Origin of the sequence: Dyadobacter jejuensis, assembly GCF_003149085.1 — a bacterium.
Lineage (GTDB): Bacteria > Bacteroidota > Bacteroidia > Cytophagales > Spirosomataceae > Dyadobacter > Dyadobacter jejuensis.
In genome coordinates, this window is sequence record NZ_QGDT01000009.1 from 96395 (window position 1) to 109944 (window position 13550).

The following is a 13550-nucleotide window of genomic DNA, read 5'->3' on the forward strand; positions in this document are numbered from 1 at the left end:
GTTTTCCGATCGAGGGCCATTCTTTTATAGAACCTTCCTTATAGCAGGACTACTCCCCCAACAATTCGGCCAATTTGGCTTCCAGTGCCGTTCCACGGAGATTTTTAGCGATGATTTTCCCTTCCTTATCCAACAAAAAGGTTGCTGGAATGGCCCGTACCCCATAGGTTTGAGCGACCTCCGAATTCCAAAATTTCAGGTCAGACCCATGCTTCCAGGTGAGGCCATCTTTTTTGATAGCATTTTTCCAAGCTCCAGCCTCCTTGTCCAAGGAAACGCCGTAGATATCAAACCCTTTCGACTTAAACTTATTATACATCCTCACCACGTTGGGGTTCTCCTGACGGCAAGGCCCACACCATGAGGCCCAAAAGTCGATCAACACATATTGGCCTCTTAGGGAGGAAAGAGATATTTCCTCTCCTTCCGGATTGGGCAAGGTGAAGTCTGGCGCCAACTCTCCTATGGCAACGCCAGTCATGCGCTTGATCTGCCCGATAAAGCCTTGTGCTAGCGTGGGAGTAGGTGTCACCTTCTCGTAGTCACTGGCCAATTTCTTGAGTATATTCAGATCAGTTTCTGGGTTCAAAAAATTATTAGCGGCAAAAAGGGCCACCAAAGAGGTTCCCATTTCGGGGATCATACTCCTAATACGCGCAACGCGTTCGGCATCGGCAGCAGCGTAGGCCGTCTGGATCTCCTGGATTTTCTTGGTATCCTTTTTCTCCTCTGCCTGGGCATAGGCTTCGTTCCACTGGGTTACTTTAGCCGCAAAGCCCTGCATCAGGGCATCCACTTGCGCATAGTATTCCATATTTTTAGAGCCCGTTACTTTCGCTCCATCGGCACCCACGAGTACCTTGAAGTCCTCGCCTCCTTCTACTAGCAATACAACCTTCTGCCGGCCGGCGAGGTCCACCGTAAAAAAACTTCCACGATGCTCTTCCACTGCTTCGATTTTAAACTGACCTTGGTCGTCGAGCTGTGTAGAGTCTACACGGATAGTCCCCCCAGTGGCTAAGGACTGACCCAACACCACCTTTTCGCCCTTTGCTCCCCCATTCACCGTTCCGGTTATGGTAAAAGGCTTGGGCGGTAGCGCATCCTGGGCCTGAGAAGTTCCCCAAACGACTAGGCATAATACCAGCACAAATAATTTCAATAATCTCATCATATTCATTTTAAAGGTTAAGGTTACTATAGGCCTACAACAGCTTTGCCAGTAACTGATTCACCATTTTTGGGTCTGCCGAACCATTCGACTTTTGCATTACCTGACCCACAAAGAGTCCCATAAGACCCTTCTTTCCTTTTTTGTAGGCCGCTACTTTGTCGGGCATAGCCTCTAATACCTCCTTTACCAACGATTCTAGTTCGTTGGTATTGCTATTTTGTACCCAGTTATTGGAAACTGCCAACTCCTTGGCCGATAGGCCAGGTGATTCCAATAGTAGAGGAAATATTTTCTGCGCGGCAGTGGTGTGGCTAACCACCCCTGTTTCGCTCAGGGTTATCAATTCAGCTAGCTTCTCTGGAGTTAAAGGAAACTTCTCGATATCCCCATCCTGCTCATTCAAGAAGGACTTTACCGGACCCATCAGCCAGTTGGAAACGGTTTTATATGCATTAGTTTGCGCACAAACGGATTCGAAGTACTCCGCCATTTCACGACTATCGGTCAATACCGCCGCATCGTAGGCTGGTATCCCATACTGATTAACAAACTTCTCTCTCAACTCGTGCGGGAGGGCCGGCATCGTCGCTTTAATTTCGGCTAACCATTCGTCGGAAACCACCAAGGGCGTAAGGTCTGGGTCGGGAAAGTACCGGTAGTCGTTCATGGTTTCTTTCACCCTCATGCTATATGTTTCTCCGTTTTCGACGTTGAACATTCGTGTTTCCTGAACCAGCGTGCCCCCAGACTCCAAGGTCTCTATTTGACGCTGGGTCTCGAAAAGAATGGCCTTCATCATGTTGCGGATCGAATTCATATTTTTAATTTCGACCTTGGTACCTAGGGTCTGTACTCCCTTCTTGCGAATCGACACATTGACGTCGGCACGCAACGACCCCTCTTCCATATTACCATCGCTTATTCCCAGATACCGCACCAGCCGGCGAATCTCTGTAACGAAGGCACCGGTCTCCTCTGCCGAACGTAAGTCGGGTTCCGAAACCATTTCTATTAAAGGGGTTCCTGCCCGGTTATAATCCAGAAAGGTGTCTACATCACTACCTTCGTGAACCGACTTACCCGCATCCTCTTCGAGGTGGATATGATGAAACCGGATAAACCGATCCCCCACCACTCCATCGGCCCCTTTGGCCGTAATAGGAACGCCCCCTTGCAAACATATGGGATGCTTGTCTTGGGAAATCTGATACCCCTTGGGGAGATCGGGGTAAAAATAATTTTTACGGTCAAATATCGAATACTGGTTTATGGTACACCCACTGGCCAGGCCCATACGGATGGCGTATTCGACGGCCTTCTTATTGACCTTCGGTAAGGTCCCAGGAAGTGCCAAGGTGATAGGCCCCACGTTGGTGTTGGGCTCCGTACCAAACTGATTAAGATCTTGGGTAAATAACTTCGATTTTGTCTGTAACTGACAATGTACTTCTAGCCCAATCACAGCCTCGTAGGAGGCAACGATTTCACTAGCTATTTCGGCAGGAATGCGCTCTGTTTCTATCATAATCTTCACAAATTCAAACACAAAGATACAAATACGGGTCGACCAAAGAATGACCGACCCGTATTTTCTTTCAACCAAAAACCGTTATTACAGGGAATTGATCCAGTTGGCGATAATCACAATATCTCCTTTAGGAACATGAGCCATAGGGGCCATTGGAGGATACCCAGGCCAGTTTTCTGGTTTTGGGCTATGCACTAGCTCTACAATTTTATCGGCCGAATACTTCTTTTTGGCTACATCGGCATAAGCCGGGCCTATCACCTTATCATAAGGCTGATGGCAGGCCAAGCAAGCATGCTTGTTCAAGAGGGCAGACACTTCAGCAGGCACCGCTTTTTTGGTCGGCTTAGCTTCAGGCTTAGCTTCGGCTTCGGGCTTGGCTTCAGCCTTAGTTTCAGCTTCATCGGCCACGGTGGCTGTGGCTGTAGTGTCGGCGGCAGGAGCTGGGGTCGCTACATCGGGAGCCGATGCGGGTAGTGGTTCTTGATTCTTTATGGCCACTAATGCCGCCTCTTCCCTTGCCTTGCTTCCTGATCCATAATAAGCATCATACTTTTCTCGGTCTTCTTTAGAGGAACATCCGATCCACACGGTGGCTACCAAGGCGATTATAGCCAAAGAGGTACTTTTTTTAAGTGTCATTTTCATTAAATTTTAAAAATTATTCCGCCAGCTTTTCTCAATTAATCAACATTCAATGTACGAAGAAAGCAAGTTTGTCTTACATTTCCTTACATTTTCATAAATATAAAAGGACATACTTACACCCTATCAATCCGTATACTATTGACTATCTGTACGTTACAAACATTACACTTCTTCAATTTTTAATAATTTAATACGATTCAAGAAAAATTTCCCCCTAATTACGATAATATTTAAACCCATAATTTGCTTATAATCCGAAAGTTATTACCTTTGCAGTCCTATTTGTAAAAACGAAGAAAAGCAATGGCTAAGAAAGGTAACAGAGTTCAAGTTATATTAGAATGTACTGAACAAAAAGAAACGGGCGTACCAGGAATGTCTCGTTACATCACGACAAAGAATCGTAAGAACACTCCAGGAAGAATGGAATTGAAAAAATTCAACTCTTTTTTGAGAAAATATACCTTACACAAAGAGATCAAATAATACGTTAAAACGTGTTTGCCGTTAGAGGTTCCCATCACAACGGCTGAGAACACTAGTATCTAACGGATAATCGATTTTAACCAAAACATATTAATTATATACAGTTATGGCAAAGAAAGTAGTTGCTACCCTGAAAAAAGAAGGCGGTAAATCATTTGCCAAAGTGATTAAGGCCGTTAAATCTCCCAAGACAGGAGCTTATACCTTCAAAGAAGAGATCGTACCCCTAGAGGGCGTACAAGGAGCTTTGAAAAACTAAGGTTTTAGCCAACCTTAATTTTAAAGTTTTTGCTTTTGATTTGAAAAAAGTCCCTCTTTGGGACTTTTTTTGTTTTAATTTTGGCAAATTCTTCTTCCGTATTCAGGCAGAAGATCCTGCCCAGTGGAATCTGGGCAACTCACCAATACCTACTATTTGATTATGAGCATATTCGGTTTTTTTTCGAAGGAAAAAAAGGAAACACTGGACAAAGGCCTAGAGAAGACCAATGATTCTTTCTTTGGTAAACTCTCTAAAGCCCTCGTTGGAAAAACGACGATAGACGATGACGTTCTAGATGAACTGGAAGATATTCTTGTAAGTTCGGATGTCGGTGTAGAAACGACGCTCAAGGTGATCAAACGCATAGAAGAGCGGGTGGCAAGAGACAAATATGCCACTACTGCCGAGCTGGACAGAATCCTGAGAGAGGAGATTGCCGAATTGTTGATTCAAAACAAGTCGGTCGACTTTACCGATAGTTTCGAAACCCAGCACCTCCCCAAGCCCTATGTCATTATGGTAGTCGGGGTCAATGGAGTAGGTAAAACCACCACCATTGGCAAGCTGGCACATCAGTTTAACCAAAGAGGGCATAAAGTAGTGCTCGGCGCTGCCGATACTTTCCGTGCTGCGGCAGTGGATCAGCTCAAGCTATGGGGACAGCGGGTCAATGTACCCGTAATAGACCATGGCATGAATACCGACCCCTCGGCGGTAGCCTTCGACGCCCTGAAAAAAGCCAAGGAAGTAGGAGCCGATGTGGTGATAATCGATACTGCCGGGCGCCTGCATACCAAGGTCAATCTGATGAATGAGCTGTCGAAGATCAAGCGGGTCATGCAGAAGATCATCCCCGATTCGCCCCATGAAGTACTGTTGGTACTCGATGGAAGTACTGGTCAAAATGCCGTTATCCAGGCTCGTGAGTTTACCAAAGTAACCGAAATTACCGCCCTGGCCGTCACCAAGCTCGACGGCACCGCCAAGGGTGGGGTAGTCATTGGTATCTCCGACGAATTCAAAATCCCCGTAAAATACATAGGCGTTGGCGAAAAAATGGATGACCTTCAAGTATTTGATCGGGTGGAGTTTGTGGATTCCCTCTTCAAAAAAATCGGATAAGCGCATAGGATAACGCCCACTTATCCTTAATAGTCATAGCAATACCAAAACCTGCCTTGTTAGCAAAGAGCAAGAATCAATCCTGTTATTGGTTCGCCTTTTTGGCCGGTCAGGTTTTGGTATTTATAAGCCAAAATAAACCCTCCCATGGGGAGTATATTCTTGGCCGACGACCTTACTTATTCAAACTACTTACCGTCTACGATGTAGATACCGGGCTATTCGGACTCTGTAACGAATCTTTGTGCCGACTCCCTTTAAAACCCTCTAGATAGAATCCAGAATAAAGCCCGACTCAAATTTGGATATTACCAATATTTGTCCAAAATGAGGGTCTATTCTTTACCCCTATCCGTTTCCCAGGCCATGGGGCCATTCACAATTACCTTAGGGAGCCCTCTTACAATGCAGCGAAAACCGATTTCATAAAAGAATATAGCCCTTCCTATTCAATTTTTCACGATCTTTGCAGCCCATTTTAGACTAGCTCACTAGTGCCCACTCTCAGGGCCAAGCACTTAATAAACTGGCTATTAGCGAAACGCTAAAGGCTACAAAAAAATGAAAACAAAAGGAATCATAAAGAATAAAGTCAATATTGTGACGCTAGGTTGTTCCAAAAACCTAGTAGACTCAGAAGTACTTTATACCCAACTCAAAGGCAACGGCTTCAAGGTCGACCATGAATCAAAAAAGGACGATGCCCAGATCGTGGTAATCAACACCTGTGGCTTCATCGACAATGCTAAGGAGGAGTCGGTGAACACCATCCTGCGCTATGCCGACGCCAAAGCCGCCGGGGTAGTCGATAAAGTATATGTGACAGGCTGCCTCTCTCACCGCTACAAGGACGAGCTGGCGGTAGAAATACCCACCGTAGACGCTTGGTTTGGAACCAACGAACTGCCTCGCCTCCTGAAGACGCTAAAAGCCGACTACAAGCACGAGCTCGTAGGCGAACGCCTGCTCACCACACCCGCACATTATGCCTATCTGAAAATTGCGGAGGGCTGCGATAGACCCTGTAGCTTCTGTGCCATCCCGATCATGCGTGGGGGCCATGTTTCGAAGTCCATCGATGAGCTAGTCAAAGAAACCCAATCCCTCGCCCGTCGTGGCACCAAGGAGCTGATTCTTATTGCGCAAGATCTCACCTATTATGGACTGGACATCTATAAAAAAAGGAATTTGTCGGAACTTCTGGCAAGACTTTCCGACGTGGATGGTATCGAATGGATCAGGCTTCAATACGCCTATCCTGCGGGCTTCCCGCTGGATATACTCGATATCATGAACGAACGCAGTAATATATGCAAGTACCTGGACATGCCCTTGCAGTCGGGCTCTACGGAGATACTCAAAACCATGCGTCGAGGGATCACCCGAGAGAAAACCGAAGACTTGATAGCGCGTATCCGCGACAAGGTGCCCAACATTAGCCTGCGTACCACGCTGATCGTCGGTCACCCTGGCGAAACAGATGCCGCCTTCGATGAAACCTATGAGTTTGTCGAAAAAATGCGTTTCGACCGGCTAGGAGCCTTTCAATACTCTCACGAAGATCAGACCCACTCCTACAGCCTGGAGGATAATATCCCCGCCGAAGTAAAACAGGAAAGAGCCGACACGATTATGGAGCTACAACAAGGTATCTCTTGGGAGCTCAACCAACACAAAATTGGCCAGACCCTAAAAGTGCTTTTCGACCGTAAGGAAGGCGGCAATTTTATTGGCCGAACCGAATTCGACTCTCCCGAGGTGGATAACGAAGTACTGATTCCGGCAAGCCAGTACGTCCGCCTTGGCGACTATGCCAATATTAAGATCACCTCAGCCGAAGAGTTTGACTTATACGGTGAACTTGTCCCTTAAATTTTCAATTATACCATCTATTAAAAATTATGTTACAGCGAATCCAGACCATCTTCCTTGCCCTTGTTATGATTGGCATGGGTGTATTTCTGTCTTTTCCCATTTGGTTTAAAGTCTCTGCCGACGGTGAACAGCAGGCGAGTTTGACAGCCATGAAACTTACCCATCAGCTCGACTCGGTAAGGACGAACATCCAGCCGACCTATTATTTATTGATTCTGGCCATACTCGTAGCGGCAGTGGCGGCCTATGCCATCTTTCAGTTCAAAAACCGGGTGCTACAATCCGCTCTTTGTGCGGTCAACTCCATTCTGATGACCATCATTATTGGCCTCGTTATATATTTCACCTATTACTCGACGGCGAAATTATTCGACCCTACTCTTCCTGGACAGTATGATTATGGATTTTATGGCTTGGTAGCATCCATGCTTTCCAATGTTTTTGCCAATCGATTCATTAGACGGGACGAAAAAATAGTCCAACATTCCAATCGTTTGCGCTAGAATATTTAACCAATATTGGTAGAAAATTTTCTTAATAAATTTTCTACCAATTCATAAAAAAACAGGAAGATCGGGAAATATGCCCTGGCTTTCTGTTTTTTTTATACCAACCCTTCCTTCAGCAGATCATGGAGGTGGACGAAGCCTACCACCAGCCCTTCCTGCACCACTACCACCTGGGTAATACTCTTGGATTGCATCATTTCTAGGACATTTACGGCGTAATCGTCGAGCATAGCCGCAATGGGATTCTTGGTCATGATATCGGCCGCCGACAAGGAGAACAAAGCGTCGGCATCGTACTGCTTGAGCATGCGCCGCAGGTCCCCATCGGTAATGATTCCCGTCAGCAGGCCTTGGGCATTCACTACCGCCGTGGCGCCCAGTCTCTTGGAAGTAATTTCCAAAATAATGGTCTTTAGGTTGGCCGTTTCTGGGACTGACGGAACCTCATTATGGCTACATATATCTTCTACTTTCAGATAGAGGCGCTTGCCTAGGGAGCCCCCAGGGTGGTATTTGGCAAAATCGTCGTGGGTAAAACCCCTAACTTGCAGCAGGCAAATAGCCAGGGCATCGCCTAGGGCCAAGGCTACGGTGGTACTGGTGGTAGGGGCCAGGTTGAGGGGATCGGCCTCCTGGGCCGCATGGGCATGCAGGATATGGTGGGCATTTCGACCCAGATAGGAATCAGGGTTGCTTACCATAGCTAGCAACTTCACCCCAGTCCGCTTAATAAGCGGTACAAGTATCTTTATTTCTGGTGTATTTCCACTCTTGGAGATAACCACCACCACGTCGTTGGATTGTATCATCCCCAAGTCGCCATGAATGGCATCGGCGGCATGCATAAACAAGGCCGGTGTGCCAGTAGAATTGAGAGTCGCCACGATTTTTTGGCCTATAATGGCACTTTTCCCTATGCCCGACACCACCACACGTCCCCCCGCATTCAGGATCGTTTGCACGCAATTCTCAAATTCTGCATCAATTAACACGGCAAGGTTTTGTAGCGCATGAGCCTCCTGTAGTATCACTTCTTTTGCTATCGACTGAATATTTTTTATTAATTTCAATTTTGGAATAGCGTTTGGTAGAGATTTGGTTTTTACTATTTAAATTAAATACAAAGATAAAGAACTTTAGGATAACCCTTTCGTTGACGTAGTATGGTAAATAAGGTTGATAAAATCGTTTTGGACACATTGAAGGAAAGGCTGAAGGAGATATTCGGTTATAGCCAGTTCCGTGGGGAGCAGGAGGTGATCATCCAAAATATCCTTCTGGGCAAAAATACCTTTGTGATAATGCCTACCGGTGCGGGCAAATCCTTGTGTTATCAGTTACCAGCCCTAGTGAGTGATGGAATGGCCATCGTTATTTCGCCACTCATCGCCCTGATGAAGAATCAGGTCGATCAGCTTACGGCTTTTGGAATCAATGCACAGTTTCTTAACTCCACCCTCTCGAAGTCAGAAATGACCCGGGTGAAGACCGATGCCCTAAATGGAAGCCTAAAATTGCTCTATATAGCGCCTGAGTCCTTAACTAAGGAAGACAATCTGGACTTTTTGAAGAGGACAAAAATTTCTTTTGTGGCCATCGACGAGGCCCACTGTATTTCGGAATGGGGGCACGACTTCCGTCCCGAATATCGACGGATATATGGCATCATAGAAAACATAGGCAACTTGCCTATTATAGCCCTCACGGCCACGGCCACTCCGAAGGTTCAACAGGATATTCGGAAAAACTTGCAAATGGAGGAAGCCGAAACCTTTAAGTCGTCCTTTAACAGAAAGAATCTCTATTATGAGATTAGACCTAAAAAAGACGTCAAAAAGCAACTCATTCGGTATGTCCGCAACAACAAAGGCAAGTCGGGGATTATTTATTGCCTGAGCCGCAAGACGGTCGAGGAAGTATCGGAGCTACTGCGGGTCAACGATGTACGGGCAAGGCCCTATCATGCCGGCTTAGACAGCAATACCAGGATGGCTAACCAAGATGCCTTCCTCAATGAAGACTGTGAGGTTATTGTGGCTACCATAGCCTTTGGTATGGGGATCGATAAGCCCGATGTGCGCTTCGTGATCCATTATGACGTCCCCAAGTCCTTGGAGGGCTATTACCAGGAAACAGGCCGCGCTGGCCGGGATGGTCTGGAAGGCAACTGCCTGATGTTTTATAGCTACGACGATATCCTAAAACTCGAGAAATTCAACAAGGATAAAACCGTTACAGAACGCGATAACGCACGGCACCTGCTCAATGAGATGGTGGCCTACTCTACCTTGGGGGTTTGTCGGCGCCGACAGTTGTTGAGTTATTTTGGGGAATATTTCGAGAACGATTGCGGTTTTTGCGACAACTGCATGAAGCCTACCGAAAAAACCAAAATACAAGAGGAGGTGGTGCTCATTTTACAGGCGGTAGAGAAGACCGAACAACGCTTCGACGCCCAACATTTGGCCGATGTACTTACGGGTACCGATAACCAGTATATCAAAAGCTATGAACATAATAAGCTGGACGTGTATGGGAAAGGATTGGAAATATCGGACTCCCACAATTATTGGACTTCGGCCATCCGCCAGCTAGTAATACTGAATTACTTAAATAAGGATATTGAAAATTATGGCGTTATAAAACTCAGTGAGAAGGGTAAAACTTACCTGAATGACCCTTATCCTGTTACGCTCCACACCGACCACGACTTTGAGCGTGAAGAGGTGAAGGCCGACGAGGACGACAAGGAAGCCGGTCGGAATGCCCATGCCTACGACGAGGCCCTATTAGGGTTGCTGAAAGCCTTACGTAAAAAAGTCGCTAAGGAGAAAAACCTCCCTCCATACGTGATCTTCCAGGACCCTTCTATGGAAGAAATGGCTACTACCTACCCCACTACCCAACAAGAAATGGCCCAAATAAATGGGGTTGGTATGGGAAAGGTTCAAAAATTTGGTCGGCAGTTTATTGAATTGATCAAAAATTATGTCGAAGAAAATGACATAGAAACGGCTCAAGATGTAGTCATCAAATCGACCGTCAATAAATCGAAGATAAAAATTTATATCATTCAGCAGGTCGACCGCAAAGTAAGTTTGGACGAAATAGCCGATGCAAAAGACCTTTCATTGAGCGACGTAATAGAAGAAATTGAACATATTTGCTATTCGGGCACCAAATTAAACCTTGATTATTATATCAATCAGGTCATTGACAAAGAGCGCCAACTAGATATATTCGATTATTTTATGACCTCCGAGTCCGACAACATTGCAGCAGCTGCCGATGAGTTTTCCGACGACGAGGTAAGTGAAGAAGAATTACGGCTCATGCGCATCAAGTTTTTGTCGGAATTGGCCAACTAATTAAAGTAAATAACAAGCAAAGTAATAAGCAGAAATAACCAATGAACATACTCATATTAGGATCGGGAGGTAGGGAACATGCCTTCGCTTGGAAAATAAGCCAAAGCCTTCTCTGTGACCAACTGTATGTAGCACCGGGAAATGCTGGTACAGCATCGGTAGCTACTAACCTTCCTTTTTCCTATAACGATTTTGCTTCCCTGAAAGCGGCAGTAATCGAGCATAAAGTAGATCTCGTCATCGTAGGACCCGAAGAACCACTCGTAAATGGTGTAGTGGACTTTTTCGAAACCGATCCCGAGATTAGCCATATAAAGCTAATAGGGCCCAATAAGGCAGGAGCCCAGCTAGAAGGTAGCAAAGACTTCTCCAAAAACTTCATGCAAAAGTATGGTATCCCTACGGCTGCCTCTAGGACCTTTGAAGCAGAGCAGTACGAGGAAGGTCTGGAGTATATTGAGAAGCATAGCCTTCCCGTTGTACTAAAAGCCGATGGACTGGCTGCAGGCAAAGGGGTGATCATTGCAGAGAAACACGAAGACGCCAATACCGCCCTCAAAGAGATGTTGCTGGACGGGAAATTTGGCGGTGCAGGCAACAAAGTGGTCATCGAGCAGTTCTTAAAGGGTATAGAGTTATCGGTATTTGTATTGACCGACGGCGATCATTATAAGATTTTACCTGAAGCTAAAGACTATAAACGCATAGGAGAAAATGACACGGGCCTCAATACAGGAGGCATGGGAGCCGTATCCCCCGTGGTATTTGCCGATGAGAACTTCCTAAAAAAGGTCGAAGAGAAGGTGGTAAAACCAACCCTGGCCGGACTTAAGTCGGAAGGAATAAAATATGTAGGCTTTATTTTTATTGGCCTCATGAACATTAAAGGGGAACCTTACGTCATCGAATACAACGTTCGGATGGGTGACCCCGAGACCGAAGTGGTGATACCACGTATTCAGTCTGATTTTGCCATGTTGATGGCAGCTACTGCCAAGGGAACGCTAAACGATTATGAAATGGCCATATCCCCCCAAGTAGCCGTTACAACGGTAGTAGTATCTGGAGGCTATCCCGGCGACTACGAAAAGGGCAAGGTAATAACGGGTAGCCAAAAGGTAGAAGATGTTTTTCTGTATCATGCAGGAACTACATTTAATGGAAATACCGAGGTCGTAACGAATGGAGGAAGAGTGATGGCCCTTACCGGGGTAGCCAACTCCCTGGAAAATGCGGTGCACAAATCACAACGTGCCGCACATGCCGTTCAATTTGAAGGCAAATATTTCCGTCACGACATCGGTATGGATTTAATTCGTTATAACGATTGATGAAGAGGAAAAAGATATGGGATGTGGATCATGTTCATCTGGAGGCTGCGGAAGTAAAGACGGAGCCGTTTCTGGATGTGGAAGTAATGGAACCTGTGGAACAGGTGGATGCAATAAGATGAACGTTTACGACTGGCTCAGCCATATGGATGTGCCAGCCAGCCAACGCTTCGATGTTGTAGAAGTGAAATTTAAAGGAGGAAGAAAGGAATATTTCAGAAATATCAATCAGCTCGATCTCGTAACGGGCGACTTTGTAGTTTGTGAAATGGCCTCTGGTCAGCATATAGGGGCGGTATCGCTCCAAGGAGAACTCGTACGCTTGCAAATGAAACGTAAAAATATCGCCATCAACGACGATCTACACGTTTTATACCGCCTGGCTACTGAAAAAGACTTGGACAAGCATACCCAGGCCATGGCCAGAGAAATGCCCACCCTTTACCGTACTAGGGAGATAATCCGGGAATTGAAGTTAAATATGAAGCTGTCGGACGTAGAATTTCAATCCGACAACTCCAAGACTACCTTCTACTATTCTTCTGAAGAGCGGGTAGATTTTCGGGAACTGATCAAATTATTAGCCTCCGAGTTTAAGGTTCGTATAGAGATGCGGCAGATCAGCCTCCGTCAAGAGGCCTCCCGCCTAGGTGGGCTAGGATCCTGCGGACGGGAACTATGCTGCTCTACCTGGCTTACCGATTTTAAGAATATATCGACGGCGGCGGCACGTTACCAAAACTTGTCGCTCAACCCGGCCAAGCTCTCAGGCCAGTGCGGACGCCTAAAATGCTGCCTCAACTATGAGCTGGAAACCTATATTGATGCCCTTAAAGATATTCCGACGATAGACGCGCCTTTAAAGACCAAAAAAGGAGTAGCCACGTTGCAGAAAACAGATATCTTTAAAAAGATCATGTGGTTTGGCTTCGACAAGGAAACCAATTGGTACCCCGTGGCCATCGAAAAGGTCCTGGAGATTATAGAGCTCAACAAGAAGAATATCATTCCAGAATCACTAGAGATACTAACCGCCGAAGTGAAGTCGCCCCTCGATAAAGGAGCCTTGAAGCTAAACAGCGATTTAGAGAATTTGGACAAAAAATACAGCGACGAGCAAAAGAAAAAGAAACGTAGGAAAAGCCGGTCCAACCGCCAACGCAATGGCAATCGGCCTCCTCAGAATGCTAATGTTCAACCGAGTGCTAAAAAAAGTTAAGCCGGCGGCCCACAGACATTCCTGTGGG

13 protein-coding genes are annotated in these 13550 nt (G+C 46.1%); 9 read left to right on the plus strand and 4 right to left on the minus strand.

Annotated elements, in window-relative coordinates; translation table 11 throughout:
• Positions 1–49: 49 nt before the first annotated feature.
• The 3 genes from CLV98_RS16175 to CLV98_RS16185 form a co-directional block, all read right to left on the minus strand.
• The gene (locus CLV98_RS16175) at positions 50–1174 is read right to left on the minus strand and encodes a TlpA disulfide reductase family protein (protein ID WP_229203418.1); all 1125 of its coding nucleotides are present in this window, start codon (positions 1172–1174) and stop codon (positions 50–52) included.
• Between the two features lie 31 nt (positions 1175–1205).
• Positions 1206–2699: an Asp-tRNA(Asn)/Glu-tRNA(Gln) amidotransferase subunit GatB gene (gatB, locus tag CLV98_RS16180; protein WP_109675801.1), complete on the minus strand. Its 1494-nt coding sequence runs from the start codon at positions 2697–2699 to the stop codon at positions 1206–1208.
• An 87-nt stretch (positions 2700–2786) separates the two neighbouring features.
• Complete coding sequence (locus tag CLV98_RS16185; protein WP_109675995.1) at positions 2787–3344, minus strand: c-type cytochrome; 558 nt, start codon at positions 3342–3344, stop codon at positions 2787–2789.
• Between the two features lie 309 nt (positions 3345–3653).
• Between CLV98_RS16185 and rpmG the strand changes: the two genes are divergently transcribed.
• From rpmG to CLV98_RS16210, 5 genes are all read left to right on the plus strand, one after another.
• Entirely contained in the window at positions 3654–3836 is a 183-nt protein-coding gene (gene rpmG, locus CLV98_RS16190; protein WP_025765070.1) for a 50S ribosomal protein L33, read from the plus strand.
• Positions 3837–3942: 106 nt separating this feature from the next.
• Positions 3943–4095, plus strand: a complete 153-nt coding sequence (locus CLV98_RS16195) for a DUF4295 domain-containing protein (RefSeq protein WP_084299585.1) — start codon at positions 3943–3945, stop codon at positions 4093–4095.
• A 162-nt stretch (positions 4096–4257) separates the two neighbouring features.
• The gene (ftsY, locus tag CLV98_RS16200; protein ID WP_109675803.1) at positions 4258–5220 is read left to right on the plus strand and encodes a signal recognition particle-docking protein FtsY; all 963 of its coding nucleotides are present in this window, start codon (positions 4258–4260) and stop codon (positions 5218–5220) included.
• A 561-nt stretch (positions 5221–5781) separates the two neighbouring features.
• Complete coding sequence (gene rimO / locus CLV98_RS16205; protein ID WP_109675805.1) at positions 5782–7092, plus strand: 30S ribosomal protein S12 methylthiotransferase RimO; 1311 nt, start codon at positions 5782–5784, stop codon at positions 7090–7092.
• A 29-nt stretch (positions 7093–7121) separates the two neighbouring features.
• A complete protein-coding gene (locus tag CLV98_RS16210) occupies positions 7122–7598 on the plus strand; it encodes a DUF4293 domain-containing protein (RefSeq protein WP_109675806.1) in 477 nt (158 codons plus the stop codon).
• A 101-nt stretch (positions 7599–7699) separates the two neighbouring features.
• On the opposite strand, the gene CLV98_RS16215 is transcribed toward CLV98_RS16210, so the two are convergent.
• The gene (locus CLV98_RS16215) at positions 7700–8674 is read right to left on the minus strand and encodes a KpsF/GutQ family sugar-phosphate isomerase (protein ID WP_109675808.1); all 975 of its coding nucleotides are present in this window, start codon (positions 8672–8674) and stop codon (positions 7700–7702) included.
• 93 nt (positions 8675–8767) lie between these two features.
• Between CLV98_RS16215 and recQ the strand changes: the two genes are divergently transcribed.
• Genes recQ through CLV98_RS16230 form a run of 4 tightly spaced genes read left to right on the plus strand, consistent with a single transcriptional unit; the run spans position 8768 to position 13522 of the window.
• Positions 8768–10972, plus strand: a complete 2205-nt coding sequence (recQ, locus tag CLV98_RS16220) for a DNA helicase RecQ (protein ID WP_109675810.1) — start codon at positions 8768–8770, stop codon at positions 10970–10972.
• A gap of 41 nt (positions 10973–11013) precedes the next feature.
• Positions 11014–12303: a phosphoribosylamine--glycine ligase gene (gene purD, locus CLV98_RS16225; protein WP_109675812.1), complete on the plus strand. Its 1290-nt coding sequence runs from the start codon at positions 11014–11016 to the stop codon at positions 12301–12303.
• On the plus strand, positions 12303–12425 hold the full coding sequence (locus CLV98_RS24025; protein ID WP_262512154.1) for a hypothetical protein: 123 nt from the start codon (positions 12303–12305) through the stop codon (positions 12423–12425). The genes purD and CLV98_RS24025 overlap by 1 nt, the downstream gene beginning before the upstream one ends.
• On the plus strand, positions 12422–13522 hold the full coding sequence (locus CLV98_RS16230) for a PSP1 domain-containing protein (RefSeq protein WP_229203419.1): 1101 nt from the start codon (positions 12422–12424) through the stop codon (positions 13520–13522). Before CLV98_RS24025 ends, CLV98_RS16230 begins: the two co-directional genes overlap by 4 nt.
• Positions 13523–13550: the final 28 nt, after the last annotated feature.